At 71.8% G+C, this 23174-nt stretch carries 21 protein-coding genes; 8 read left to right on the forward strand and 13 right to left on the reverse strand.

Going from position 1 to position 23174, the window contains the following annotated elements:
- Positions 1-121 precede the first annotated feature (121 nt).
- Positions 122-502 carry an STAS domain-containing protein gene (locus tag ACWD5F_RS15780; protein WP_451254666.1) on the reverse strand — a complete coding sequence of 127 codons (381 nt, stop codon included), beginning with the start codon at positions 500-502 and terminating at the stop codon, positions 122-124.
- Positions 503-808: 306 nt separating this feature from the next.
- On the opposite strand from ACWD5F_RS15780, the gene ACWD5F_RS15785 reads away from it, so the two are divergent.
- Together ACWD5F_RS15785 and ACWD5F_RS15790 are read left to right on the forward strand one after the other, a co-directional pair.
- The gene (locus ACWD5F_RS15785) at positions 809-1390 is read left to right on the forward strand and encodes a sigma-70 family RNA polymerase sigma factor (protein WP_451254668.1); all 582 of its coding nucleotides are present in this window, start codon (positions 809-811) and stop codon (positions 1388-1390) included.
- Positions 1387-2727, forward strand: a complete 1341-nt coding sequence (locus tag ACWD5F_RS15790; protein ID WP_451254670.1) for a zf-HC2 domain-containing protein — start codon at positions 1387-1389, stop codon at positions 2725-2727. The genes ACWD5F_RS15785 and ACWD5F_RS15790 overlap by 4 nt, the downstream gene beginning before the upstream one ends.
- 132 nt (positions 2728-2859) lie before the next feature.
- Here ACWD5F_RS15790 and purU read toward each other — a convergent pair whose 3' ends face one another.
- Complete coding sequence (purU, locus tag ACWD5F_RS15795; protein WP_451254672.1) at positions 2860-3741, reverse strand: formyltetrahydrofolate deformylase; 882 nt, start codon at positions 3739-3741, stop codon at positions 2860-2862.
- 47 nt (positions 3742-3788) lie between these two features.
- On the reverse strand, positions 3789-4289 hold the full coding sequence (locus tag ACWD5F_RS15800) for an SCO4402 family protein (protein WP_124004006.1): 501 nt from the start codon (positions 4287-4289) through the stop codon (positions 3789-3791).
- A 117-nt stretch (positions 4290-4406) separates the two neighbouring features.
- Between ACWD5F_RS15800 and ACWD5F_RS15805 the strand changes: the two genes are divergently transcribed.
- Complete coding sequence (locus ACWD5F_RS15805) at positions 4407-5711, forward strand: ABC transporter substrate-binding protein (protein ID WP_451254674.1); 1305 nt, start codon at positions 4407-4409, stop codon at positions 5709-5711.
- Positions 5712-5731: 20 nt separating this feature from the next.
- Here ACWD5F_RS15805 and ACWD5F_RS15810 read toward each other — a convergent pair whose 3' ends face one another.
- Both ACWD5F_RS15810 and ACWD5F_RS15815 read right to left on the reverse strand, forming a co-directional pair.
- On the reverse strand, positions 5732-7735 hold the full coding sequence (locus tag ACWD5F_RS15810; RefSeq protein WP_451254676.1) for a hypothetical protein: 2004 nt from the start codon (positions 7733-7735) through the stop codon (positions 5732-5734).
- 221 nt (positions 7736-7956) lie between these two features.
- Positions 7957-9342 (reverse strand): transcriptional regulator, encoded by a 1386-nt coding sequence (locus ACWD5F_RS15815; RefSeq protein WP_451254678.1) that lies wholly within the window; start codon positions 9340-9342, stop codon positions 7957-7959.
- Positions 9343-9598: 256 nt separating this feature from the next.
- Here ACWD5F_RS15815 and ACWD5F_RS15820 point away from each other — a divergent pair, with 256 nt between their 5' ends.
- The 3 genes from ACWD5F_RS15820 to ACWD5F_RS15830 all read left to right on the forward strand — a co-directional run bounded on the left by ACWD5F_RS15820 (position 9599) and on the right by ACWD5F_RS15830 (position 12774).
- Positions 9599-10261, forward strand: coding sequence for a bifunctional DNA primase/polymerase (locus ACWD5F_RS15820; RefSeq protein WP_451254680.1), 663 nt, complete (start codon positions 9599-9601; stop codon positions 10259-10261).
- Between the two features lie 108 nt (positions 10262-10369).
- Positions 10370-11140 carry an ABC transporter ATP-binding protein gene (locus ACWD5F_RS15825; RefSeq protein ID WP_451254682.1) on the forward strand — a complete coding sequence of 257 codons (771 nt, stop codon included), beginning with the start codon at positions 10370-10372 and terminating at the stop codon, positions 11138-11140.
- Positions 11137-12774 carry a transporter gene (locus tag ACWD5F_RS15830; RefSeq protein ID WP_451254684.1) on the forward strand — a complete coding sequence of 546 codons (1638 nt, stop codon included), beginning with the start codon at positions 11137-11139 and terminating at the stop codon, positions 12772-12774. Before ACWD5F_RS15825 ends, ACWD5F_RS15830 begins: the two co-directional genes overlap by 4 nt.
- Before the next feature lie 24 nt (positions 12775-12798).
- Here ACWD5F_RS15830 and ACWD5F_RS15835 read toward each other — a convergent pair whose 3' ends face one another.
- From ACWD5F_RS15835 to ACWD5F_RS15850, 4 genes are all read right to left on the reverse strand, one after another.
- Positions 12799-13497 (reverse strand): response regulator transcription factor, encoded by a 699-nt coding sequence (locus ACWD5F_RS15835; RefSeq protein ID WP_401716074.1) that lies wholly within the window; start codon positions 13495-13497, stop codon positions 12799-12801.
- A 62-nt stretch (positions 13498-13559) separates the two neighbouring features.
- Positions 13560-14120 (reverse strand): VanZ family protein, encoded by a 561-nt coding sequence (locus tag ACWD5F_RS15840; protein ID WP_451255111.1) that lies wholly within the window; start codon positions 14118-14120, stop codon positions 13560-13562.
- Positions 14121-14338: 218 nt separating this feature from the next.
- Complete coding sequence (locus ACWD5F_RS15845) at positions 14339-15274, reverse strand: alpha/beta fold hydrolase (protein WP_451254686.1); 936 nt, start codon at positions 15272-15274, stop codon at positions 14339-14341.
- Between the two features lie 563 nt (positions 15275-15837).
- On the reverse strand, positions 15838-16530 hold the full coding sequence (locus ACWD5F_RS15850; protein ID WP_124004016.1) for a metal-dependent transcriptional regulator: 693 nt from the start codon (positions 16528-16530) through the stop codon (positions 15838-15840).
- Positions 16531-16824: 294 nt separating this feature from the next.
- On the opposite strand from ACWD5F_RS15850, the gene ACWD5F_RS15855 reads away from it, so the two are divergent.
- Entirely contained in the window at positions 16825-17577 is a 753-nt protein-coding gene (locus tag ACWD5F_RS15855) for an SIS domain-containing protein (protein WP_401716068.1), read from the forward strand.
- A 49-nt stretch (positions 17578-17626) separates the two neighbouring features.
- Here ACWD5F_RS15855 and ACWD5F_RS15860 read toward each other — a convergent pair whose 3' ends face one another.
- The 3 genes from ACWD5F_RS15860 to ACWD5F_RS15870 form a co-directional block, all read right to left on the reverse strand.
- Positions 17627-19033 carry a PAS domain-containing protein gene (locus ACWD5F_RS15860; RefSeq protein WP_451254689.1) on the reverse strand — a complete coding sequence of 469 codons (1407 nt, stop codon included), beginning with the start codon at positions 19031-19033 and terminating at the stop codon, positions 17627-17629.
- 139 nt (positions 19034-19172) lie between these two features.
- Complete coding sequence (locus ACWD5F_RS15865) at positions 19173-19613, reverse strand: GNAT family N-acetyltransferase (RefSeq protein ID WP_451254691.1); 441 nt, start codon at positions 19611-19613, stop codon at positions 19173-19175.
- Positions 19606-20373, reverse strand: coding sequence for a GNAT family N-acetyltransferase (locus tag ACWD5F_RS15870; protein ID WP_451254693.1), 768 nt, complete (start codon positions 20371-20373; stop codon positions 19606-19608). The genes ACWD5F_RS15865 and ACWD5F_RS15870 overlap by 8 nt, the downstream gene beginning before the upstream one ends.
- A gap of 490 nt (positions 20374-20863) precedes the next feature.
- Here ACWD5F_RS15870 and ACWD5F_RS15875 point away from each other — a divergent pair, with 490 nt between their 5' ends.
- The gene (locus tag ACWD5F_RS15875) at positions 20864-21805 is read left to right on the forward strand and encodes an isopenicillin N synthase family dioxygenase (RefSeq protein WP_451254695.1); all 942 of its coding nucleotides are present in this window, start codon (positions 20864-20866) and stop codon (positions 21803-21805) included.
- A gap of 18 nt (positions 21806-21823) precedes the next feature.
- Here ACWD5F_RS15875 and ACWD5F_RS15880 read toward each other — a convergent pair whose 3' ends face one another.
- Complete coding sequence (locus ACWD5F_RS15880) at positions 21824-22936, reverse strand: citrate synthase 2 (RefSeq protein WP_401716056.1); 1113 nt, start codon at positions 22934-22936, stop codon at positions 21824-21826.
- Positions 22937-23174: the final 238 nt, after the last annotated feature.

The following is a 23174-nucleotide window of genomic DNA, read 5'->3' on the forward strand; positions in this document are numbered from 1 at the left end:
ATCGGTACGGAGCGTACGACGGCAAGGTGTCCCCGGGAGCGGGAAAGCGGCGCTTGTGCCAAGACCGGGGGAATTTTGGGACAACGATGTGGCAAAGAACCGCCCGTGGGGGTGAGCCGGATCACGCCGACAGCGGGTCCGCCTCCGCCGTGACGGCCGAGTCCACGTCGACGTACACGTCGAAGAGCCGGCGGACGCCGAGGGCGCCCAGGACCCGGTTGACGTGCGAGCCGTCGGCCGCGCCGCGGGCCGGCAGTATCAGGCGCAGCCGGCCCTGGCAGGAGCGGATGAGACGGCGGGCGGCGATCAGTACGCCGACGCCGCTGGAGTCGCAGAAGAACACCTCGGAGAGGTCCAGGACCAGGCTGTGCCGGCCCTCGGCCACCGCGTCGTGCACCCGCTGGCGCAGCGCGGGCGAGGTCACCAGGTCCAGTTCGCCGGAGACCTGGAGCACGGTCCAGTCGCCCTGCTCGTCGTCGATCACGTAGAACGCCACCACCACGCCTTTCGCTCGCCGTCACCCCCGCAAACGGAAGCCTCACCTTCGCTTCCATGCAGCGCGGCTGCCCACCGGCCGTTCCCTGAAACACGACAGGAGAAACGGGAAGCGAACGAAAGAGGCTTGTTTTAGTCGACTTCGATCCTGTTCGATCAGGTGTGGAACGGAAGGTGAAGGTCCACTACCACCTGCGGCCCCTCAGGGGGCGCGCATTGCAACAAAGGGGCGTGCGCTCTCGGACGTGCCGACTACATTCGAGGTGACAGTGGACGCAGGCTGGGCACACACACGGTCAGGTGAGGGGGCCGCATGACGAAGAAGGACGCACCGCCCCGCTGGGACCGCAAGATGCAGCAGCGGCTCGCACGCGGTGAGGCGGCCGCCCTCGGCGAGCTCTACGACCGGTTCGCCTCCCTCGTGCACGGCCTCGCGCACCGCGTCCTCGGCGACGAGGTCGCGGCCGACGGCATCACCCGCGAGGTCTTCGCCCACGTCTGGGAACACCCCGACAGCTACGACCCCAAGCAGGGCCCCCTGCGCTCCTGGGTCGCCGCCCTCACCCACCGTCTCGCCGTGCAGCGGCTGCGCGCCACCGAGACCGCCGCGCTGGCCGAGGACGGCGGCGGCTCCACCGAGGAACTGGAGCGCAAGGTGCGCCGTGCCGCCGTCGCCGCCCGTGCCGACTACATCGTCACGTCGATGCCCGCCCCGCTGCGGGCCGCCCTGGACCTCGCCTATTTCCAGCGCCGGGACTACCGCCAGACCGCCGTCGACCTCGGCGTCACCGAGGACGAGGCCCGCCGCCGGCTCCGCCTGGGCCTCCAGCTCCTGTCCACCGCCCACGACGCCGGCACGGCCGCGGCTCCGCCCGGGTACGGGGGTGCGGTGTGAGCGACGCGTTCCGTTCCGACGACGGGAGCGAGGAGGAGCGGCCGGAGGATGATCGACAGCCCGGCCCCGGCGGCCCGACCAGGGGGAACGGCCCCGGCGGCCCGACCGACGGCACCGGCGCCGACCGGTCCCCCTCGCCCGACCGCGCGCCCCGCATACCCACGCCCCGCGCCTCGGTCGAGGACGGCGAGCGGCCCCTGCCGACCCTGTCCGCCGAGGAGAACCCGCCCGTCCCGGCGACCCTCGTACTGGCGCACCCCGTGCTGAAGTCGCTGCTCGGGGCGTGGGCGCTGGCCGCGTGCTCGGCGGCGGAGGCCGTGGCCGTCGAGGAACACCTCGGCGACTGCGGAAGCTGCGCGGAGGAGGCGCTGCGGCTGCGCGAGGCGGTCGGGCTGCTGCATCCGCCGGAGAGCCTCGACCTGGACCCGGCCCTGCGCACCCGCGTCCTGGAGAGCTGCCTGGACCGGCGCCCGCCGCGCATCCCGGTGCCCGAGTGGGCGGCCCCGTACGACGCCGAGACGGCCCGCCTGGACGCCCTGCTCCAGGACATAGGGGACGCCGAGTGGCACGCGCCCGTACGACTCCGCTGGTTCGACGGCGAACACCCCACGAGCCGTCGTACGACCGTCGCGGGGGTCATCGCCCACCTGCTGTCCGTCGACGGTCTGGTCGCGCTCGCGCTCGGCCTCGACGATCCGCTGGCCGACGTGAAGGCGCCCACGCGGGCGCCGGCGGTCCGTACGGAGACGTACTGGCAGACCTCGCACTTCCCGCCCACGCGGTCCGTCCGGACACCCTGGCGGGAGCAGAGCCACGACCTGGTCCGCACGGTGTCCTTCGCCGGCGGCTCCGACTCCGGCTCGGCCAAACTCGCCGTCTCCTACGGGGACTTCTCGCTGCCGCTGCATGACGCGATGCTCGACCGGGCGTTTGAGTGCTGGGTCCACGCGGAGGACATCGCCGAGGCGGTGGACTATCCCTACGGGCCGCCGTCCGGGCGGCACCTGAACCGGATGATCGACCTTGCGGCGCGGATGCTTCCGGTTGCCCTCGCGGCGAGGCGTCCCTCGGGTGGCGCGGGGAAGGTCGGTCGGACGCTGAGGTTGGAGATCGAGGGGTCGGGGGGTGGGGAGTGGTTGATCCCGCTCGATGGCCCGCTCGGCTCCGCGGTTGGCTCCGCCGGGGAGGAAGTGGCTCATATCGCGTTGGACGGGGTGGAGTTCTGCCACCTCGCGGCGGGGCATGTGCCTCCGGCGGAGGCGGCGGCTGGGCAGTTGGGGGACCGTGAGGCGATCAGGGACGTGCTGTTCGCGGCTGCGTCGTTGAGCCGGATGTAGGGGGGGCGGCTGCGGGTGTGTGGGGGCTGGTCAGGCAGGTTCACTGCACGTCCCTGTTTTTAGGAGCGCGGGGAACTGCGCGACCAGCCACGAACTGTCCGCAGTCGCCGGGAAACAGCAGCCCCCACCCCACTAGGCGAAGACCACCGTCCGACGCCCGTTGAGCAGAATCCGGCGTTCCGCATGCCACTTGACGGCCCGCGCCAGCGCACCGCACTCCACATCGCGCCCCACTGCCACCAACTGATCCGGCGTCACCTCGTGCCCGACCCGTTCGACTTCCTGCTCGATGATCGGGCCCTCGTCAAGATCCGCGGTCACGTAGTGCGCCGTCGCCCCGATCAGCTTCACGCCCCGCGCATGCGCCTGGTGATACGGCTTCGCGCCCTTGAAGCTCGGCAGGAAGGAGTGGTGGATGTTGATGATCTGCCCGTTGAGCTGCTTGCAGAGGTCGTCCGACAGGACCTGCATGTAGCGGGCCAGCACCACCAGTTCGACGTTCTGCTCACGCACCAGAGCCAGCAGCCGCGCCTCCGCGTCCGCCTTGGTGTCCTTGGTGACGGGGATGTGGTGGAAGGGGATGTTGTACGACCCCACCAGCTCCGCGAAGTCCGTGTGGTTGGAGACGACCGCCGCGATCTCGACGGGCAGGGCTCCCGTGCGGGCGCGGAACAGCAGGTCGTTCAGGCAGTGCCCGAACTTGCTGACCATGAGGACGATGCGCATCTTCTCGTCGGCGCGGTTGAGCTGCCAGTCCATGTGGAAGGAGTCGCCGATCGCGGCGAAGCTGGCCCGCAGTTTGTCCACCGTCACCGGAGCCTCGGCCGAGAAGTGGACGCGCATGAAGAACAGACCCGTGTCGTGGTCGCCGAACTGCTGGCTGTCCTCGATGTTGCAGCCGGTCATGAAGAGATAGCTCGACACGGCGTGCACGATGCCCTGCTTGTCGGGGCACGAGAGGGTGAGGACGTACTGCTCGGACGCGACCGTCGCTCGGCTGGACTGCTCATTCATGCAGGACAGGGTCCCACACCTGGCCGAACCCTCGGCCGAGCCGTCCGCTACGCGGACCTCGTCATGATCCGCAGTACCTCCAGCGTGCGCGGTGGTACGTCCGGGTCGTCGCCGTCGGCGACCGCCAGCCGTACGTGCGCGTCCCGCGCCGCCCGTACCGCGTCCGGCCAGGCCTGGTGCTCGACGTACGCCGAGACATGGGCGTCCGGTCCGACCTGGTGCATGATCCGCAGCACCCGGAGCACGGCGGTGTCGACGAGGGCCGCTTCCTGGGAGTCCCGGAAGATCGTGCCGACGTACTTCTCGGCGGACCAGTTGTCGAGCCAGGTGTCCTCGACCAGGCGGTACACGGCGTCGGTGACGTCACCGTATCCGTCGACACCGGCGAGCCAGACGTTCTGCTGGAAGGCCGGGTCGGAGAGCATGTGCAGCGCGGAGCGCACATTGCTGCGCCAGCGCCACCACGGCATGTCGTTCTGTGGCATGTCGCCCATGGTGGATGAGCGACGGCCGCGACGGGAAGAGTTCTCCGAACCTTGCACGGTCACCGATCGTACGTTCTTACCGCACGGCCCCTCGCCGCCCCCCGTAATTCACCTCCAGGTCACCGATCGCTAACCCTGGGTCACCCGGGCATTGGCGGGGTCCCGGAAGCGTGTGCGTACATGACCGGCAGTCGACGCACCCGCAGCACCTTCCTCCCCAGGTTCACCGGGGCCGGCACGAGAACCGCCCGCGCGGCGGGGGCCCTCGTCGCGTGTGCGTCGCTCGCCGTCGGCTGCGGGGTCATCCCCGGCACCGCGGCGGCCGGTGACGACTCGATCACCGTCATGACCTGGGCGCCCTCGGACACGAAGGCGACCAACAAGCCCGGCATGCCCGCCTTCGCGCAGGCCTACGCCCGCTGGATCAACTCCAAGGGCGGGATCAACGGCCGCAAGCTCAAGGTCCTCACCTGCAACGAGCACAACGACAGCGTGGCCGCCGCGAAGTGCGCCCGGATCGCCGTCAAGCGGAACGTCGTCGCGGTCGTCGGCTCCTACAGCCAGTACGGCGACTCCTACCTGCCCACTCTCGAGGGTGCCGGCATCCCCTACATAGGCGGCTACGGCATCACCAACTCGGAGTTCACCAGCCCGCTGTCCTACCCGGTCAACGGTGGCCAGCCGGCCCTGCTGGCCGGTCTCGGCAAGGAACTGGCCGCCGGCTGCGGTCCCGTGGTGCTGATGCGGCCCGACACCATCGCGGGCGACGAACTGGCCCCCATGCTCGACTCGGGTCTGACGTGGAACAAGCACGCGGTCGCGATCGACCTACGCGCGGCGGACGACACCACCGAGTACTCGACGCCGGCCGAGCGGGCCCTGGAAGCGGCGAGCGACGACCCCGACAAGAAGGGGTGCGTGATACCCACGCTCGGGGACCGGACCGGCACCTTCATGGACTCCTTCCGGCGCGCCCGCGACCAGTACCCCGCCGTGAGCACCGCGGCCACGCTCGGCAACGTGGACCAGACGGTGATCAACGAGTCGGGCGGGGCGTCGAGTCCGTACGAAGGGTCGTACATCACCGGCTGGTACCCGGCGGCCACCGACAAGCTCTGGGACCCGATGAAGAAGGTCATCAGCGAAGAGGCCTTCGGTGACAACCGCATCGACGCGGCGGACGCCGGGGTGCAGACGACCTGGATCGCGTACACCGTCCTCAAGACGGTCATCGAGTCGCTGGACGGCGGCGAGGTGACCGCCGAGACCATCCGCCGGGCCCTGAACAACGGGCTTGAGGTGGAGACGGGCGGACTCACGCCGACGCTGAAGTGGGGCTTCCAGGGGAAGCTCGCCACGATCGGCTTCTCCCGCATGGTCAACGCCGACGTGACCCTCCAGGTGGTCCGCAAGGGTCAACTCGTCGCGGCCCGCAAGGGTTTCCTCGACGTCACGAAGACCCTCCAGACCGCCGAGGTGAACTGACCCTCCCGGGCGGCCCGTTGCTACAGCTGGGTCGGCTGGCGCTGGGTCAGGCCGTACGTCTTCGCGATCGCGTTCCACAGCTGCGCGGCCTTGGCCTTCTGGGCGCTGGCGGTGCCGCTGTCCCGGTTGCCCGCCGCCGTCTGGCCGGTGGCGCGGGCCTGGCCCTTGCGGCAGCCCTTCTTGCCGGCGGTCTGGTCGGCCCAGGCCGCGTAGTGGTTGTCGGCCGACGCGGACGCCTGCCAGGCCTGGGTGAGGGCGGTGGTCAGCGCGCTGTGGTCCGCCAGCTTGTCGACGGACAGACCGGAGAGCCGGGTGACCAGCTGGGTGCGCTGCTTGGCCGCGTCGCGCAGGTTCGAGGCGGCCTGGCCCAGGTTGTCGCAGCTCTTCACGTCGGCGACGGCCTTGATCACCGAGGCCCGGCTGTCACCGCTGTCGGACAGCAGCTTGTCCAGGGCCACCGCCTGCGCCTTCGCCGGGTCGGCGGCCGGTGAGCCGGAGCCGTCGTCGGTCACGGGTGCCGTCGCCGAGACGGTCTGGTTGTTGTCCTTGGAGTCGTCGCTCCCGCCACCCCCGAGCAGCGCGCCCGCCCCGACGCCGAGCACGACGATGCCGATGCCCACGGCGGCGATGAGCGGCACACGGGAGCGCGAACGCCCGCCGCCACGGCCCGAGTCCTGCGGCTCGTGGCCGTTGTTCTGCCCGTACCCGTTCTGAGGCGGCTGCTGGCCGTAGCCCGGACCGCCGGCCTGCGGGTACGGCTGCGCCTGGGGCTGCGCGAAGCGCGGGAGGTGCTGGGTGGCCGGCGCGGGCTGCGCGCCGCCGGGTCCGCTGCGGAAGAGGTTGTCGAACTCGGCGGGCGGCTGCCGCTCGCCGTACGCCGCGCCGGGGTGCTGGTCGGTCACCGGCGGGATGTACTGCGTGGCCTCGGCGTCGGGGCCCGCGGCGGGCGGCAACGGACCGGGCCCGGCCTGCGCCGCCGCCTGCGGCGACCGTCCCAGGAAGTGCGTCTGCTCACCCTGCGCGGGCCCGCCCACCTCGGGCGGCAGCGCGCCGGGCCCCACCGGGGGCAGGAGCTGCGTCGCCCCTTCGTTGTTCAGGGGCGCGGCGGGTACCGGCGGGATGAACTGCGTGGCGCCCTCGTCCCCACCGGGTGCGCCCGCGGCGGGCACGGGCGGGATGAGCTGGGTGGCTCCCTCGTCGACGGCGGGCGGGAGCGGGGAAGCGAAGGCACCGGGAGCCGACGGGACCACGGCGGAGCCGGGCTCCGGAGTGCCGTACGGGCCGTTCACGATCGGCGGCAGGGGCGCGCTCGGGGTCGAGGCTCCGTAGCCGTCGGTGCCGTAGGCGTCCGGGGCGGGAGTGTCCCAGGTCTGGTCCGGCGGGGCCGGCCAGCTCTGGTCCTGCGCCGGGGGCTGGGGCTGGTCGGGGCCCCAGGGCGTGCCCCAGGCCTGCCCGCTGGGCGGGGCCGAGGCCGGTATCGGCCCGTTCGACTGCTGGCCACCGCCGTAGGAGCCGTTCTGCTGACCGCCGTACGGGCCGGGCTGCTGCCCCGGGTAGGGGCCGCTCTGCTGCTCGCCGTAGGTCCCGGCCTGCTGCTCGCCGTAGGAACCGCCCGGTTCAGAGCCGTAGGCCCCGGTCTGGCGGTCGCCGTACTGGCCGGTGGGCTGCTGACCGGCGTACGAGCCGCCCTGGTGGCCGCCGTACGGGCCGGGCTGCTGGTCACCGCCGTAGGAACCGCCGGACTGGGCGCCGTACGACGTGCCGGGCTCGGCTCCGTAGGAACCGCCCGGCTGAGCGCCGTAGGAGCCGTCCTGCTGGGCGGCGCCGTAGGCCGGCCCCTCCTGCTGGGTGCCGTAGGTCCCGTCCTGTCGGCCGCCGTAGGAGCCGGCGCGTGGGCCCGGTGGGACAGGGGTCGCCCTGCCCGCCATGCCCGGGAGCAAGGGCTCTCCGCCGTCGGAGGGCAGCACGATGCCTTCGCGCGGCTGCCGCGCCGAGGGCTCCTCGCCCTGTCCACTCTGCGTCACCGGGACTCCTACGAATGGGGGACCTTCGGAATCATCGGCTCACGCTACCGGGTCCCCCGAGCCGGGTGCCACGCAGCTCAGGCCTCAACCTCCTTACCTGTGACAGCACTAACAGCGGACCTGTACAGGCCGTGGCGTCTGTCCACCCGCTGCTCGCTCCTGCGCGTCAACCGGCCGTTCCCCGCGTATTCACGCAGCGGCCGGTCCCGCGTCAACCTCCTTCACGCCGCCGCCTGCAGCTCCATCCGGGCCCCGAACTCCCGTACCACCGGCTCTTCCTGGTACGGCTCCAGGCGCTGCTGGAAGTCCTCCAGGTACTCCGCGCCCCGGTTGGAGCGGACGGATTCGAGCAGTTCGACGGCCTTCAGGCCGGTGTTGCAGGCCTGTTCGATCTCCCGCTGCTGCACCTGCGCGGTGGCCAACAACACGTATCCGATGGCCCGTCGGCGTGCCTTCGACTCGGGAAGCCCGGCCAGCGCCTCCTCCGCGCACCGGGCCGCCGCCTCGGCCTGGCCGAGGTCGCGGTGACAGTGCGCCAACTCGTCGGCCAGGTACGCCTCGTCGAAGTGCGTGATCCACGCCGGGTCGTCGCCGGACGCGGCATCCGCCGACTCCAGCGCCGAGACCGCCCGCCCGGACGCCGCCTGCGCCGCCCGCGCGTCGCCCATCAGCGCGTGCCCGCGGGCCTCCGCCGCGTGGAACATCGCCTCCGCGCGCGGGGTCACCCGACCACGCGCCCCCTCCTGCGCCGCCCGCGCCAACTGCGCGATCTCCCGCGGGTTTCCGAGCTGCGCGGCGAGGTGGCTCATGGACGCGGCGAGGACGTACCCGCCGTAGCCGCGGTCGCCCGCCGCCTGGGCGAGCCGCAGCGCCTGGATGTAGTACCGCTGGGCCAGGCCCGGTTGACCGGTGTCGATCGCCATGTACCCGGCCAGTTCGGTCAGTCGGGCCACCGCGGCGAACAGATCGCGGCCGACCGCCTCCCGGTACGACCCGGCCAGCAGTCCGGAGACGACGCTGTTGAGGTAGTGCACGACGACCGGGCGCACATGCCCGCTGCCGTACTGGTGGTCGAGGTCGACCAGCGCCTGGGTCATCGCGCGCACGGCCGCCACGTCGGACTGGCCCACGCGCGGTCCGGCCGAGCGGGCCACCTGCGAGTCCGGCGAGGAGATCAGCCAGTCGCGGCTGGGCTCGACCAGCGCGGACGCGGCGACCGAGGAGCCGGACAGGAAGTCCCGGCGCCCCACGTCACTGCGCCACAGCTCGCAGACCTGCTCGATGGCGCCCAGGACCGTCGGGGAGAACTGGAGCCCGACGCCGGAGGCGAGGTTCTTGCCGTTGGCCATGCCGATCTCGTCGATCGTGACCGTACGGCCGAGCTTGCGGCCCAGCGCCTCCGCGATGATCGCCGGCGCGCGGCCCCGCGGCTGTTGTCCGCGCAGCCAGCGGGCGACGGACGTCTTGTCGTAGCGCAGGTCGAGCCCGTGCTCCGCACCGCACATGTTGACCCGGCGGGCGAGCCCGGCGTTCGAGCACCCCGCCTCCTGGATGAGCGCCTGCAACCGTTCGTTCGGCTGTCGCGCGACGAGAGGCCTTGCGGCCATGGCGTAACCCCCTGCGAACCTCTGGAGCGAAAAGATCCGGCCGTGAAGATCAATGCCCCGCGGACATACCGACAATGCGAGACATGCGAGGATTGCCGGGGTAAAGGCATCAGCCGACCCCCCACTCCTGGCTACCCAGCCCACGCCGCGGTTCCTCCCGCGCGCCCCCTCACGTGCATCCATGCGCCCCAGTTGCGGAATCGATGCCCCTCCCCCGCGCGCGCTACGCCCGTAACTCCAGGTGGGTGCGGGAGTTGTGTTCACCGTGGAAGAGACGATCGCGGGCACCGAAGCCGCTCAGATTCCGAAGCAGCGCGGGGAATCGCTGCTGGAGACCGCCGTACGCTACGCCGAGGAGCGCCACTGGGACGTCTTCCCCGGCACCTGGCTGGAAGCCGTCGACGGGGTGCAGCGCTGCTCCTGCGGCGACGCCGCGTGCGCCGCCCCCGGCGCGCATCCGGCGCGTGAGGACTGGGCGACGCAGGCGACGGGCAGCGCGACCGTCGCCCGGCGGATGTGGCAGAAGCAGCCGACGGCTTCGATCCTGCTGCCGACGGGGCGGACCTTCGACGCGGTGTCCGTCCCGGAGACGGCGGGGTTCCTCGCGCTGGCCCGCATGGAGCGCATGGAGTTGACGCTGGGTCCTGTCACGTTGACGCCCGATCGTCGGATGCGGTTCTTCGTGTTGCCGGGTGCGTCGGCGAAGATCCCGGATCTGTTGCGCAAGCTCGGGTGGTCTCCCTCGTCTCTTGATCTGACCGTGCTCGGGGAAGGGGCGTATGTGGCTGCGCCGCCTACGCGGTTCGGGTCGCGGGGGGCCGTGCAGTGGGCCTGCCGGCCTACTGCGGCCAATCGGTGGCTGCCGGATGCTGAGGAACTGGCGTCGCCGCTCGCCTATGCGTGTGGGCGGGATCGGTAGTCTCGCGGCCTTCGGTCGGTGGGGGCTGGTCGCGCCCACGCGGCGGAGCCGCATATCGACACAGCCCCGCGCCCCTTTGGGTCGGACGCCCGGCCGTAGGGTTCTGCCATGACGTCTGCTGTACGCGTTGAAGGGCTCTGGAAGCGGTTCGGGCAGCAAATTGCCGTCGCCGGGATCGATCTCGAGTTGCCTGCCGGGAAGTTCATCGGGCTGGTCGGGCCCAATGGAGCCGGGAAGACCACCACGCTCTCCATGGTGACCGGGCTGCTCAGGCCCGATCATGGGGTCGTCGAGGTCGGCGGGCACGACGTATGGCGTGACCCCGTGGCCGTCAAAGCCCGGATCGGGGTGTTGCCCGAGGGGTTGCGGCTGTTCGAGCGGCTGTCGGGGCGGGAACTGCTGGCGTACAGCGGGCGGTTGCGGGGGCTGCCCGGTGGCGAGGTGGACAAGCGGGCCACGCAACTCCTCGACGTGCTCGACCTGGCCGGGGCCCAGCACAAGCTCGTCGTCGACTACTCGACCGGTATGCGCAAGAAGATCGGGCTGGCCGCCGCGCTCCTCCACAACCCCGAAGTGCTCTTTCTCGACGAGCCGTTCGAGGGCGTCGACCCGGTCTCCGCGCAGACCATCCGCCGGGTCCTGGAGCGGTACACCGGCTCCGGCGCCACCGTGGTCTTCTCCTCCCACGTCATGGAGCTGGTCGAGTCCCTGTGCGACTGGGTGGCCGTGATGGCCGCCGGCCGCATCCGGGCCCACGGCACCCTCGCCGAGGTCCGCGGCGACGCCCCCTCGTTGCAGGAGGCGTTCCTCGAACTCGTCGGCGCGGGCGGCCGGGACACGGGATCCGACCTCGACTGGCTGGGGGGCGGGGCGCGATGACGGCGCCACTCGCACCGGCCCCGCGGACACAGGACCCTTTCGTACCGGCCGACATCACGCCCGTCTTCGTCCGGCTGAAGCTGTCCCTGCTGCGCAACGGGCTGCGGCAGTCCGGTGGGCGGCGGGCCGCGTACATCGCGTCCGCCGTCGTCGTGCTGCTCTTCGGGGCGCTGCAACTGCTCGGGCTGATCGCGCTGCGCGGGCACGCGCACGCCGAGTCGCTGGTCGTGCTGCTGATCGCCGTACTGGCGCTGGGCTGGGCGGTGATGCCGCTGTTCTTCCCCGGCGGCGACGAGACCCTCGACCCGACCCGGCTCGTGATGCTGCCGCTGCGGCCCCGGCCGTTGGTGCGGGCGCTGCTCGCGGCCTCCCTGGTCGGCATCGGACCGCTGTTCACACTCTGTCTGCTGGCCGGTTCGGTGATCGCGGTCGCGCACGGCGCGGCGGCCTACGTCGTCGGGGTGTTCGCCCTCTGCCTCGCGCTGCTGGTGTGCGTGGCCCTCGCGCGGACCGTGGCCGTCGCCAACATCCGGCTGCTGACCAGCCGCAAGGGCCGGGATCTGGCGGTGCTGAGCGGGCTGGTCATCGCGGTCGGGGCGCAGTTGGTCAACTTCGGTGCGCAGCGCCTCGGTTCGTCCGGGCTCGCGCAGCTCGACCCGGTGGCCGACGTGCTGCGATGGGTGCCGCCGGCGTCGGCGATCGGCGCGGTGGACTCGGTGAGCGAGGGTTCGTACGGGATCGCGGTCGCCCAACTCTCGCTCAGCGTGGCCGCGTTGGTGCTGCTGCTCGGGGTCTGGTCGCGGCATCTGACCCGGCTGATGACCGCACCCGACGGCTCCACCCTCCAGACCGCCGAGCCCGTCGCCCGCGACCGCACCGCCTCCGGCGGCCTCGCCCGGCTGCTGCCGGCCGGGCGCACCGGGACGGTCATGGAGCGCAGTCTGCGGTACGTGTGGCGGGACCCCAAGACCAAGGCAGCGTGGGTGACTTCGCTGGCGATCGGGCTGATCGTGCCGGTGTTCAACGCGCTCCAGGGCACCGGCTCGATCTACTTCGCCTGCTTCGCGGCGGGGATGCTCGGCATCCAGATGTACAACCAGTTCGGGCAGGACACGTCCGCGTTCTGGATGGTCGCGACGACCATCTCCTCCGCGCGCGACGCGTACGAGGAACTGCGCGCCCGGGCGCTGGCGTTGCTGGTGATCACTCTGCCGTACGCCACGCTCGTGACCGTCGTGACGACCGCGATGCTCGGCGACTGGGCGCGGCTGCCCGAGGTGCTGGGCCTGTCCTTCGCGCTGCTCGGCGCGATGCTGGCGACCGGCGCGTGGACCTCGGCCCGGTTCCCGTACTCCATCCCGCAGGACGGCTACAAGAACGTGGCCCCCGGCCAGTCCAGCATCGCCTGGATCTCCATCTTCGGCGGCATGATCGCCTCGGCTCTGCTGTGCGCCCCCGTCATCGTCGCGACCATCACCCTGAACGTGATCGAGGGCGGTGACCGGTGGAGCTGGGTCCTGCTGCCCCTGGGCGCGGTCTACGGAGCCGGTCTCACGTGGTCGGGGCTGCGCCTTGCGGCTCCGCGGACGGCGGCCCGGCTGCCGGAGATCCTGTCGGCGGTGAGCAAGGGGTGAACGGGGGCTGACGCTGCCCGGCGGCTACTCGTCGGTGCCGTCGGGGTGTTCGGGTGTGTCCGTGCCGGTGTCGATGCGGTAGCCGACGCCGGGCACGGTGGCGATGAGCCAGGGTTCGCCGAGTCGTTTGCGCAGGGCGGAGACGGTGATGCGGACGGCGTTGGTGAACGGGTTGGCGTTCTCGTCCCAGGCCCGGGTCAGCAGTTCCTCGGCGCTGATGACACCGCCCTCGGCGGCGACGAGGACTTCGAGCACGGCGAACTGCTTGCGGGTGAGCGCGACATGGCGTCCGTCGCGGGAGACCTCCCGGCGGAAGGGGTCGAGGCGCAGGCCCGCGATCTCGCTGACCGGGGGCCGGGCGTACGCGCGCCGACGGTCCAACGCCCGCAACCGCATGACGAGTTCGCGCAGCTCGAACGGTTTGGTGAGGTAGTCGTCGGCGCCCAGCTCGAACCCGGAGGCCTTGTCGTCGATCCGGTCGGCGGCGGTCAGCATGAGGATCGGGATGCCGCTGCCGGACGCGACGATACGGCGGGCGATCTCGTCGCCGGAGGGCCCGGGGATGTCCCGGTCGAGGACCGCGAGATCGTATGAGTTGATGCTCAGCAGCTCCAGGGCCAGGTCTCCGTCACCGGCGATGTCCGCGGCGATCGCTTCCAGCCGGAGACCGTCACGGACGGCCTCGGCCAGGTAGGGCTCGTCCTCCACGACTAGCACACGCATACCCGCAGCCTAGGCAGGACGGGATATCGCCGACGTATGCGAACCCGACACGTCCTCGAGTTCTACGAGGGTTCGGCCGTCGCACGCCACCCCGGCCGTGCACGCCACCACGGTCGTGACGCCAGCGCGGCCAGCCCGGCGCCGGCCGCATTGAGCAGCACGTCGTCCACGGAGGACACCCGGTCCAGGCGCAGGACGTACTGCGCGGTCTCGACCAGCACCGAACAGGCCGCCCCGAGCGCCAGGACCCGCCAGACCGACGCCAGCGCCCTGAACCGCAGCGGGACGAGGAAGCCCAGGGCCGCGAAGACCAGCAGGTTGCCGACGATCTGGCCCGCGTCCATCGTGGCCAGGTCCCGCAGCGGTACGAGGCTCAGGACAGCGCCGTCCTCGTCGCCCGGCAGCAGGATCATCCAGACCCACGGCACGGTCCCGTAGACGATGCCGACCTCGGCCGACGACGTCCGCCACGGCGACGGGTCGCCAGCGGCAGCACGACGGCGGGCCAGCGCCCATGCCGTCAGCGCGGCGAGCGGCAGGGCGATCACCGTGATGAGGGCGATGCCGTTGAACGTGCCGAACCAGACGAACGACTCCCGTGAGTGCAGCGGCATGGACAGCATCCGCAGCACCACGCGCAGCGGGCCGAACACGGCGAGCGCCGCCACGCCGAGGATCGCGAGAGCGACGATCACCGTCCCGCGCGTACGACGGGGCGGGACCGGGGCCGGGAGCGGGGCCCGGGTCGGCAGGGAGGTGCTGTTGTCCATGCCCTCATTGAAGACGGGCGCCCGTATCGCGGGCGTATCCGTTTCCCGACGCCTCCTCCGGGCGCCCCGACTCAGACGGTGAGCACCGCGTCCAGGAACGGCTCGATGGCCGCGCGCCACGCCTCGGGCTGGTCGTAGTGGACCAGGTGCCCGGCGTCGGCCACCTCCGCGTACTCCCCGCGCGGCAGCACCCGCACCATCTCCTGCGCCTCCGCGCGGCCCAGCTCCCCGTCCAGCCCCCGTACGACCAGCGCGGGGCACCGCACCTGCGCCAGCTCCTCCCAGTGCGCGTCGTACACCCAGGTCTCCCGGGTCTTGAGCATCTGGTCGGGGTCGAAGACGGGCCGCCAGCCGTCGGCGCACTCGTGCATCACCTCGGCGTAGAACTCCCCCCGCGCCGGATTGGGCCGCTCCACCCAGGGGTCGTCCTCGCCGAACCACTTGCGTACGTCGGCCAGCGTGGCGAAGGGCATCGGCCAGGCCCTGAACCAGTCCGCCCACTCCCGCTGCGAGGCCGCGCCGAGGGCGGAGGCCCGCATGTCGCAGATGACCACGCCCCGGACCAGGTCGGGCCGTTTGGCGGCGAGCTGCCAGGCGGTCAGGGCGCCCATCGCGTGGCCGACCAGGACGACCGGGGTGAGACCGAGCTGTTCGAGGGCGGCTTCCGCGTCCTCGACGTAGGCCTCGCGGGTGAAGGAGGCCTGTGGGGGCTTGTCGCTCTGGCCGTGGCCGCGCTGGTCGAGTGCGACGGCGCGATGGCGTCCGGAGAGCCAGCGGGCGGTGGACGCCCAGTGCGAGGCGCGGCCCATCAGGCCGTGCAGTAAGAGCACGCCGGGTGTGTCCTCGGCGCCGGTCGCCCCGCCGGTCCGCTCGGGGAGGCCGGGTCGGTCCAGGGGTCCCGGCTGGTCCGGTACGAGCTTGGCCGGGTCGCTCTTGGGAGGATCTCCGAACTCCCAGGCCGCGAGGCGTACGCCGCCCGCTCCGGTCACGTCGATACGCCGCGCCATTGGTCCTGGCACCCCCCTAGCTCCGCTCGGACCGAACGAGCCGTCGGCCCTGTGCACCGTGTCCTGCCGTTGCCGTGCAGCTGCCTTTCCGCGCTCACTCCTGAAGCGCACATTCCGCGTTTCGCGTCACTCGCAGGCTATCGAATGGGCATTCGAAGTTACTCTCTCCGTGAGCAACACCCCTCGTTTGAGTGACCCACCTCAAGGAATGATCGCCGCTGCCGAGGGGAGATCTTGAGCGGGAGGCGGACCACTCGGGGAAAACGGTCCGAGGGGATTGACCCTGGGAGCTCGGGGCTCCGGGTCAGCACAGGGGAGGACAGGCCCCGGCGCCGTAAGGCGCCGGGGCCCTCCGCACGTCTCCGGCACATCTTCCCGCCCCCTCAGGTCATATGCCTCACGCGACAGCCTTGCACGCGAAGCGTCCGAGCGCTGCGATTCGACGGACTGAATCTTGGAGCCTCGCAACTGCCACCCGTATCACGGCAGTTGACGCGAGGAAACGCTCTCGGCGCTTACTCGTCGCCGGCTCGGTGCTTGCCGCGTGCTCGCTCCGTGCTCGCTCAGCGCTTGGCGACGAACACGTGCGAGGCGACGTCCGCCTCCAGTTCGGCGGCCTCGCCGCCGCTGCCCACCAGCACTCCGCCCGCCGACTCCGTCACGCTGACCACCGAGCCGGGCTGCACGCCCGCGCGACGCAGCGTGTACATCAGCTGGGCGTCGGTCTGGATCGGCTCGCCGATCCGGCGCACCACGACCGTCTTGCCGTCCAGACCCGGGTCGAGGTCCGCCAGCGAGACCATGCCCTCGTCCAGGAACGGGTCCGCGCCGTCCTTCTCGCCCAGCTCCTCCAGGCCCGGGATCGGGTTGCCGTACGGCGACTCGGTGGGGTGGCGCAGCAGCTCGAGCACGCGGCGCTCCACCGCCTCGCTCATCACGTGCTCCCAGCGACAGGCCTCGGCGTGCACCTGCTCCCACTCCAGGCCGATCACGTCGACCAGCAGACACTCCGCCAGCCGGTGCTTGCGCATCACGCGCGTGGCCAGCCTGCGGCCCTCGTCCGTCAGCTCCAGGTGGCGGTCGGTGGCGACGGACACCAGTCCGTCCCGCTCCATCCGCGCCACCGTCTGGCTGACGGTCGGTCCGCTCTGGTCCAGCCGCTCGGCGATCCGGGCGCGCATGGGGACCACACCTTCCTCCTCCAGCTCGAGGATGGTGCGGAGATACATCTCCGTGGTGTCGATCAGTCCGGACATACGTGCCCCTCGATGAGATCTGCCGGAAGCGCCACGGCTTCCCGGCGCGTGCGCTGGCCCTGGATTCAATTCTGACGCATAGCACTGACAACCGTGCCGCGCCGTTGAAACCAAGGCGTTACGCGGGGCACCGCGGTGTCTGCGTCGACATTCGCACAGGTACGTCGCCTGTGCGGCGACGAGCGCTTCACCGCCGTCCCGCCGGCGCCTCACCGCCGTATTGACAGGGCGCTGGTCCAGACCGCACCGTGATCCGCGACACAGACCGCCCCACGCCGCCTCGGAAGGACCCGCATGAGCGACGGCACACCGGCCGACCAGTTCCTCGACGCCGCGATCGGCCTGTTGCAACGGGTGCGGGAAGAGGAGGCGGAGAGCATCGCCGCGGCCGGCACGCTGCTCGCCGACACCGTGGCCGCGGGCGGTCGCCTGTTCGCTTTCGGCGCAGGGCACTCCTCGCTCGCGGCGCAGGACGTCGTCTACCGGGCCGGTGGACTCGCCCTGATGAACCTGCTCGCCGTGCCGGGTGCCGTCGGCGTGGAGATCCCGGCCACGCTGGGCTCCGCGCTGGAGCGGGTGGACGGGCTCGCGAGCGCGGTCCTGGACACCTCGCCGATCCGCGCGGGCGACGCGCTGGTGATCATCTCCCTGTCGGGGCGCAACGCCCTCCCGGTCGAGATGGCCATGAACGCCCGCGCGCTGGGCGTGAAGGTCATCGGCCTGACCTCGGTGGCGTACGCGTCCGAGACCCGGTCCCGGCACACCTCGGGCACGTACATGCGCGACCACTGCGACGTCGTCCTCGACTCGAAGATCTCGATCGGCGACGCGGAACTCACCCTCGACACCATCCCGGCGCCCTTCGCCCCCGCCTCCACGGTCGTCACCTCGGCGATCCTCCAGTCCGTCATGGCCACCACCGCCGCGACCCTGGCCGACCGCGGCATCGAACCCCCGCTGCTGCGGTCCGGGAACGTCGACGGCGGGCACGAGTGGAACGGACGCGTCTTCAAGGAGTACGCGGACCGGATCTTCTACCAGCGGTAGGGGCGGTACGCGGCCGGGGGTACGGGGTCTGGGGGTACGGGCCCGCGCGCTACGTCTTTTCCGTCGCCCCCGCCAGGTCCAGCGCCGCCGCGATCCGGACCGCCACGTCCTCCGCGTACACGGCGTCCGCGCGCTCGAACTGGCTGCGGGCGCCGCCTCGCAGGAACGTCACGACGCCCAGGGTGCGGCCCCGGCTGCGCAGGACCGTGCACAGGGAGTGCACCGCGTCCGTGGGCCACTGGCGGGCCGCCGCCCACTCGCGGGCCTGCTCGGGCGGCACCGCGCCCACGCTGGCCCGCACCGACCCGGTCCGCTCCACGCACTGGAGCGCGGGGTGGCCCTGCGCGTACCGGACGGGCAGCCCGGCCCGGCCGGTCAGCAGGCTCGGTCCGGGCGCCCCGGAGGGCGTGGCCGCGACCCGCACCAGTCGCAGGGCCGCTGTGGCCTCGCCGTCGGCGAGCGAACCGCCCGCCACCCGGTCGATCAGGGCGTGGTCGGCGAAGCCGGCGAGCGCGAAGTCGAGATGGACGGTGGCCGCCTCCGCGGGGTCCTCGCACTCGGCGGCGGCCCGGGCGGCGCGGTGCAACTGGTTGGTGCGGAAGCGCAGTTGGGCCGCCTCCTGCTCGCCCTGCTTGGACTCGGTCACGTCCTGGAAGAGCCAGGCGACACCGAGCGGCACCGGCTCCTCGGCGAGCGGCGAGGCCAGCCGGACGAAGCCGCAGCGCCAGCAGCGGCGCTGCTCGCCCTCCGGGGTGCGCACGCCGACCCAGATCTCGGCCGGCGCGGGCGGCGCGCCCTCCGCGAGCACATGGGTGAGCGCGCTCTCCAGTTCCTCGACGCCCTGGGCGAGCAGTTCACCGAGGGGGCGGCCGAGCGCGGCGGTGCGGCCGATGCCCAGCGAGCGGGCCGCGTGCGCGTTGAGCACGGCGGGGCGCAGGTCGGCGTCGACGAGCACGACACCCCAGGAGGCGTCCTCGAAGAGGGCCTCGCTGAGCGCGATGGACCGCTCCAGGTCGATCTGGGTGTGCACCTCGCTGAAGGCGCAGTACACCCCGGCGGGCTTCCCGTCGGGGCCGCGCACCGCGGCGGACTGGGTGCGCACCAGCACGCGCCCGCCGTCCTTGGTCAGCAGCGCGAACTCGTGCACCTGGCGCCCCGGGGCCTCCATGGCGGACATCAGCCGCGCCTCGACCTCCTCGGCGTCGGCGCTGCGCACGGCCCAGCCGGCGAACCCGTGCCGCCCGACGGCCTCGGCCGCGGTCCAGCCCAGGATCCGCTCCGCCTCGCGGTTCCAGTGGGTGACGACCCCGTCCGCGTCGAAGGCGCAGAGTGCCGCGTCCATCCCGTCCAGCAGCGCCGCGAGCAGATCCGAGCCGTCTGGGCCCACGGGGCCGGCCCGCTCGGGCTCATCGGGCCCGAGTTCGTCGGTGGCCCCACTACGCCGGGAAGCACTCACCTGGACCCCCTGCCAAGCTGCGTCCGCACGTACGGCGCGTCGGTTCGCTCACTCACAATCATCTAACTTCAACGTGACGCAGCCCACACCGAGTTCCCCAAGATTGAGAGAATCGTTGTACGCCGCCGTCCGGCTGCGCCTACCCCGACCTCAGGTCGATCCACACATCCGATTTCCCGTCGAGTACGTACTGTTCCAACTCGACGAAACCACGCGCCTCGGCGAACCGCAGCCCGTCCTCGTTCACGGCGAGCACACACGTCTCGACCGCCCCTGCGCCCAGCACGCGCGCGTGGGCCAGACCGTGCTCGTACAGGACCGTCCCGTGGCCGCGTCGCCGGTGCTCGGGCAGCACGCGCGCGATGACCGTCGCCGCGCCGCCCGCCCGCTCCGGCGGCCGCACGGTGGAGCACCCGACGAGGACGTCCCCCAGGTAGGCGTTCGCCAGCAGGTACCGCTCCGACCGCTCGCGCGCCTCTGCCAGGTCCATGGCGGCCGGCGGCACGATCACGTTGTGGACGTGCCGCCACTGCTCCAGCATGGCGTCGCCCCGTACGGTCTCGATCCGCAGCTCACTCACCGGCGATCACCGTCAGGTACTCCTCGGTGCGGAAGCCGGCCGCCGCGTACACGGGCTCGCCCATCTCGCTCGCGTAGAGGTAGGTGGTGGTGGCGCCGGCGGTGAAGCCCGCGCGGACCATTTCCAGGGTGATCGCCCGGCCGTAGCCGCGCCTGCGGTGGGCCGGGAGGGTGGTGATGTTGAAGAGGCCCGTCAGCTCGCCGGAGACGGCCGCCATGCCCGTGCCGACCGGTACGCCGTCCAGTTCCGCCAGGTAGAACGTCATGCCGTCGATCTTCGCCAGGGACGGATCGGTGAGCAGTCCGAAGAGGTCGCGCGGTGCTCCGAAGCCGTCCGCGAGGGTGGCGGCGTAGAGATCGAGTTCGTCGCCCGACACGGGCCGCACGACCAGGGAGTCGATCTCCGGCTCCGGCGGCGGGCCCTGGTCGGGGTGGCGCACCATGAGGGGTTCGCGGGTGAGGCGGGTCAGGCCGTGGCGGGCCGCCAGCGCGGTGACGGGCGGGGTCGGCACTCCGCGGACGTGGATGCTCCAGGGCAGCTCCCAGGGGCTCTCGAAGGCCGCCAGGGCGGCTATCTCGTCCGCGCTCGGGTCCGGGGACGGGCTGATGATCGCGTTCAGCGAGGCGATCCGCGCGCCGGAGATCGCCAGGACCGTCCCGTCGGGGCCGCGGCGGGTGCGGCCCGTGGTGGCGGCGGACAGCTTCTCGAACACGGCGGCGTACGCGGCTACGACCGGCCCCGATGGATCACGTCGATTCATGCGGTGATCGTAGGCGGAAGCCTCTTCCGGTAAATCGGTTGAACGGTCGCCGATCGGTTCCTAGTGTGTGGCTCACGCATGAGAGGAGGTGATCGGGTACATGAGTGAAACCCGGACGCGCGAGGTGGCTGCGGGCTGAGGCCCAGCACCCCACCCTGTGCGGTGCCGGACCGGCGTGCGCGCGTCGCACGCAGCCGGCCCAATCCAGTGCAGTCACCCGACCCGCGAGCTCGCCGGTACGTCCGGCCGGCTCCTCCGCCACCAGGCGGGGGACCCGAGTTCGCGGGTCGTCTGCGTTCATGACGGAGTCCCCGGCCACCTTGAGCCGCGCGGGGTACGGATCCTTGCGCGCGCAGTAGTCTGGGCCAATGCTTCCGATGCTTGTTCGACGCCGGCACGTGGACTACGTGCGCGTCACGAGCATGGGCTGTCGGCGCTCCGCCTGACCCAGCCCCCGTATGCCCAATTCTTCTTCTTTCGGACGCATCTCATGACGCATCCCGCGACGGTCCCGTCCTACGACCAGCTCCCGATCATCGACCTCTCCGCCGCCGGCCGCGGTCCCCAGGCCCGGGCGCTGCTCCACGCCCAACTGCACAGCGCAGCCCATGACGTGGGCTTCTTCCAGCTCGTCGGGCACGGGGTCCCGACCGCCGAGGCCGACGCGCTCATCCGGGCCACGCGTGCCTTCTTCCGGCTGCCCGAGGCCGACCGGCTGGCCCTCGACAACGTCAACTCGCCCCATTTCCGCGGCTATACGCGGGACCAGTTGGACCTGGGCGCCGAGCGGCCCGTCCGCGTGCCGGTGCCGGGCGAGCCCGCCTACTGGTGGCTGGAGGGGCCGAACCAGTGGCCCGCCACTCTTCCCGAACTCCGTACCGCCACGCTGACCTGGATCGACCGGCTGAGCGGGGTCGCCCGGCGGCTGCTGCACGAACTGCTCACGGCGATCGGGGCGCCCGCCGACTTCTACGACCCGGTCCTCGGCGAGCACGCGCATCCGCATCTCAAGCTCGTGCGGGACCCGGGCAGCGGCGGAGTCGGTCGTCGTGCGGGGGCCGGCAAGGACCACGGCTTTCTGACCCTGCTGACGCAGCACCACGATGTGCCGCCGCTGGAGCGGGCGTTCGTGGTCAACCTGGGTGAGCTGCTGGAGGTGGCGACCGGCGGGTACCTGATCGCCACCGACCACCGGGTGGTGTCCCCGCCCGGCGCCACCGAGCGGTTCTCCGTGCCCTTCTTCTACAACCCGCGCCTGGACGCCCGCATCGAACCGCTCCCGTTCCCGTACGCCTCGGCCGCCCCCGGCGTGACCGACGACCCGGCGAACCCGCTCTTCGCCGAGTACGGCCACCACGAACTGAAGGGCAAGTTGCGGGCGCACCCGCTGGTGGCGGAACGGCATCACGCGGGGCTCCTGACTCCCGCGTGAACTCCGTTGCGGTGTCCGTCAGTTCGCGATGTCCCCGTACCCCTCGATCTCCTGCGGGTTGCGGGTGCCGGGGCCGATGTACCGCGCGGACGGCCGCACGAGCCGGCCGGTGCGCTTCTGCTCCAGGATGTGCGCCGACCAGCCCGCGGTGCGGGCGCAGGTGAACATCGACGTGAACATGTGCGCCGGGACCTCCGCGAAGTCCAGGACGATGGCCGCCCAGAACTCGACGTTGGTGGCCAGGACGCGGTCCGGGCGGCGGGCGTGCAGCTCCGCCAGGGCCGCCTTCTCCAGTGCCTCGGCGATCTCGAAGCGCGGGGCGCCCAGTTCGCGGGCGGTTCGGCGCAGCACGCGCGCGCGGGGGTCCTCGGCGCGGTAGACGCGGTGCCCGAAGCCCATCAGGCGCTCGCCCTTGTCGAGGGCCTGCTTGACGTAGGCCTCGGCGTCGCCGGTCCGCTCGATCTCCTCGATCATGCCGAGGACGCGGGAGGGGGCGCCGCCGTGCAGCGGTCCCGACATGGCCCCCACGGCGCCGGAGAGGGCCGCGGCGACGTCGGCGCCGGTGGAGGCGATCACGCGCGCGGTGAAGGTGGACGCGTTCATGCCGTGCTCGGCGGCGGAGGTCCAGTAGGCGTCGACGGCGGCCACGTGCTTGGGGTCCGGCTCGCCCCGCCAGCGGATCATGAACCGCTCCACGACGGACTGCGCCTTGTCGATCTCGCTCTGCGGCACCATGGCCCGGCCCTGCCCGCGGGCCGACTGGGCGACGTAGGACAGGGCCATGACGGCGGCGCGGGCCAGGTCGTCGCGGGCCTGCTCCTCGTCGATGTCGAGCAGCGGCTTCAGGCCCCACACGGGCGCGAGCATGGCAAGCGCGGACTGGACGTCCACCCGGATGTCGCCGGAGTGCACGGGGATCGGGAAGGGCTCGGCGGGCGGCAGGCCGGGGTTGAAGGCGCCGTCGACGAGCAGGCCCCAGACGTTGCCGAACGAGACGTGGCCGACCAGATCCTCGATGTCGACGCCCCGGTACCGCAGAGCGCCGCCCTCCTTGTCCGGTTCGGCGATCTCCGTCTCGAACGCGACGACTCCCTCGAGGCCAGGTACGAAGGAGGGGTCGAAGTCGGACATCAGGCGGCTCCTCGTGATGTGTGCGACAGATGGCGCTATGGGGTGGGAAGACCATGTGTCATACGGCGTGTCATACGGCGGAAACTGCGACTCGGCCGGTGGATCCGCGGTCGGTCCCGACTCGCGGCCCGTGTGGCCGTCCTGGTGATGCCCCGTGCGGCTGGCGGTCATCCAACCGGAACGGCATCAGCACGATATCCCGGAGTGCCACCTTTGGGGAGCCCTGCGGCACTGAGTG

Source organism: Streptomyces sp. NPDC002499 (assembly GCF_053595415.1).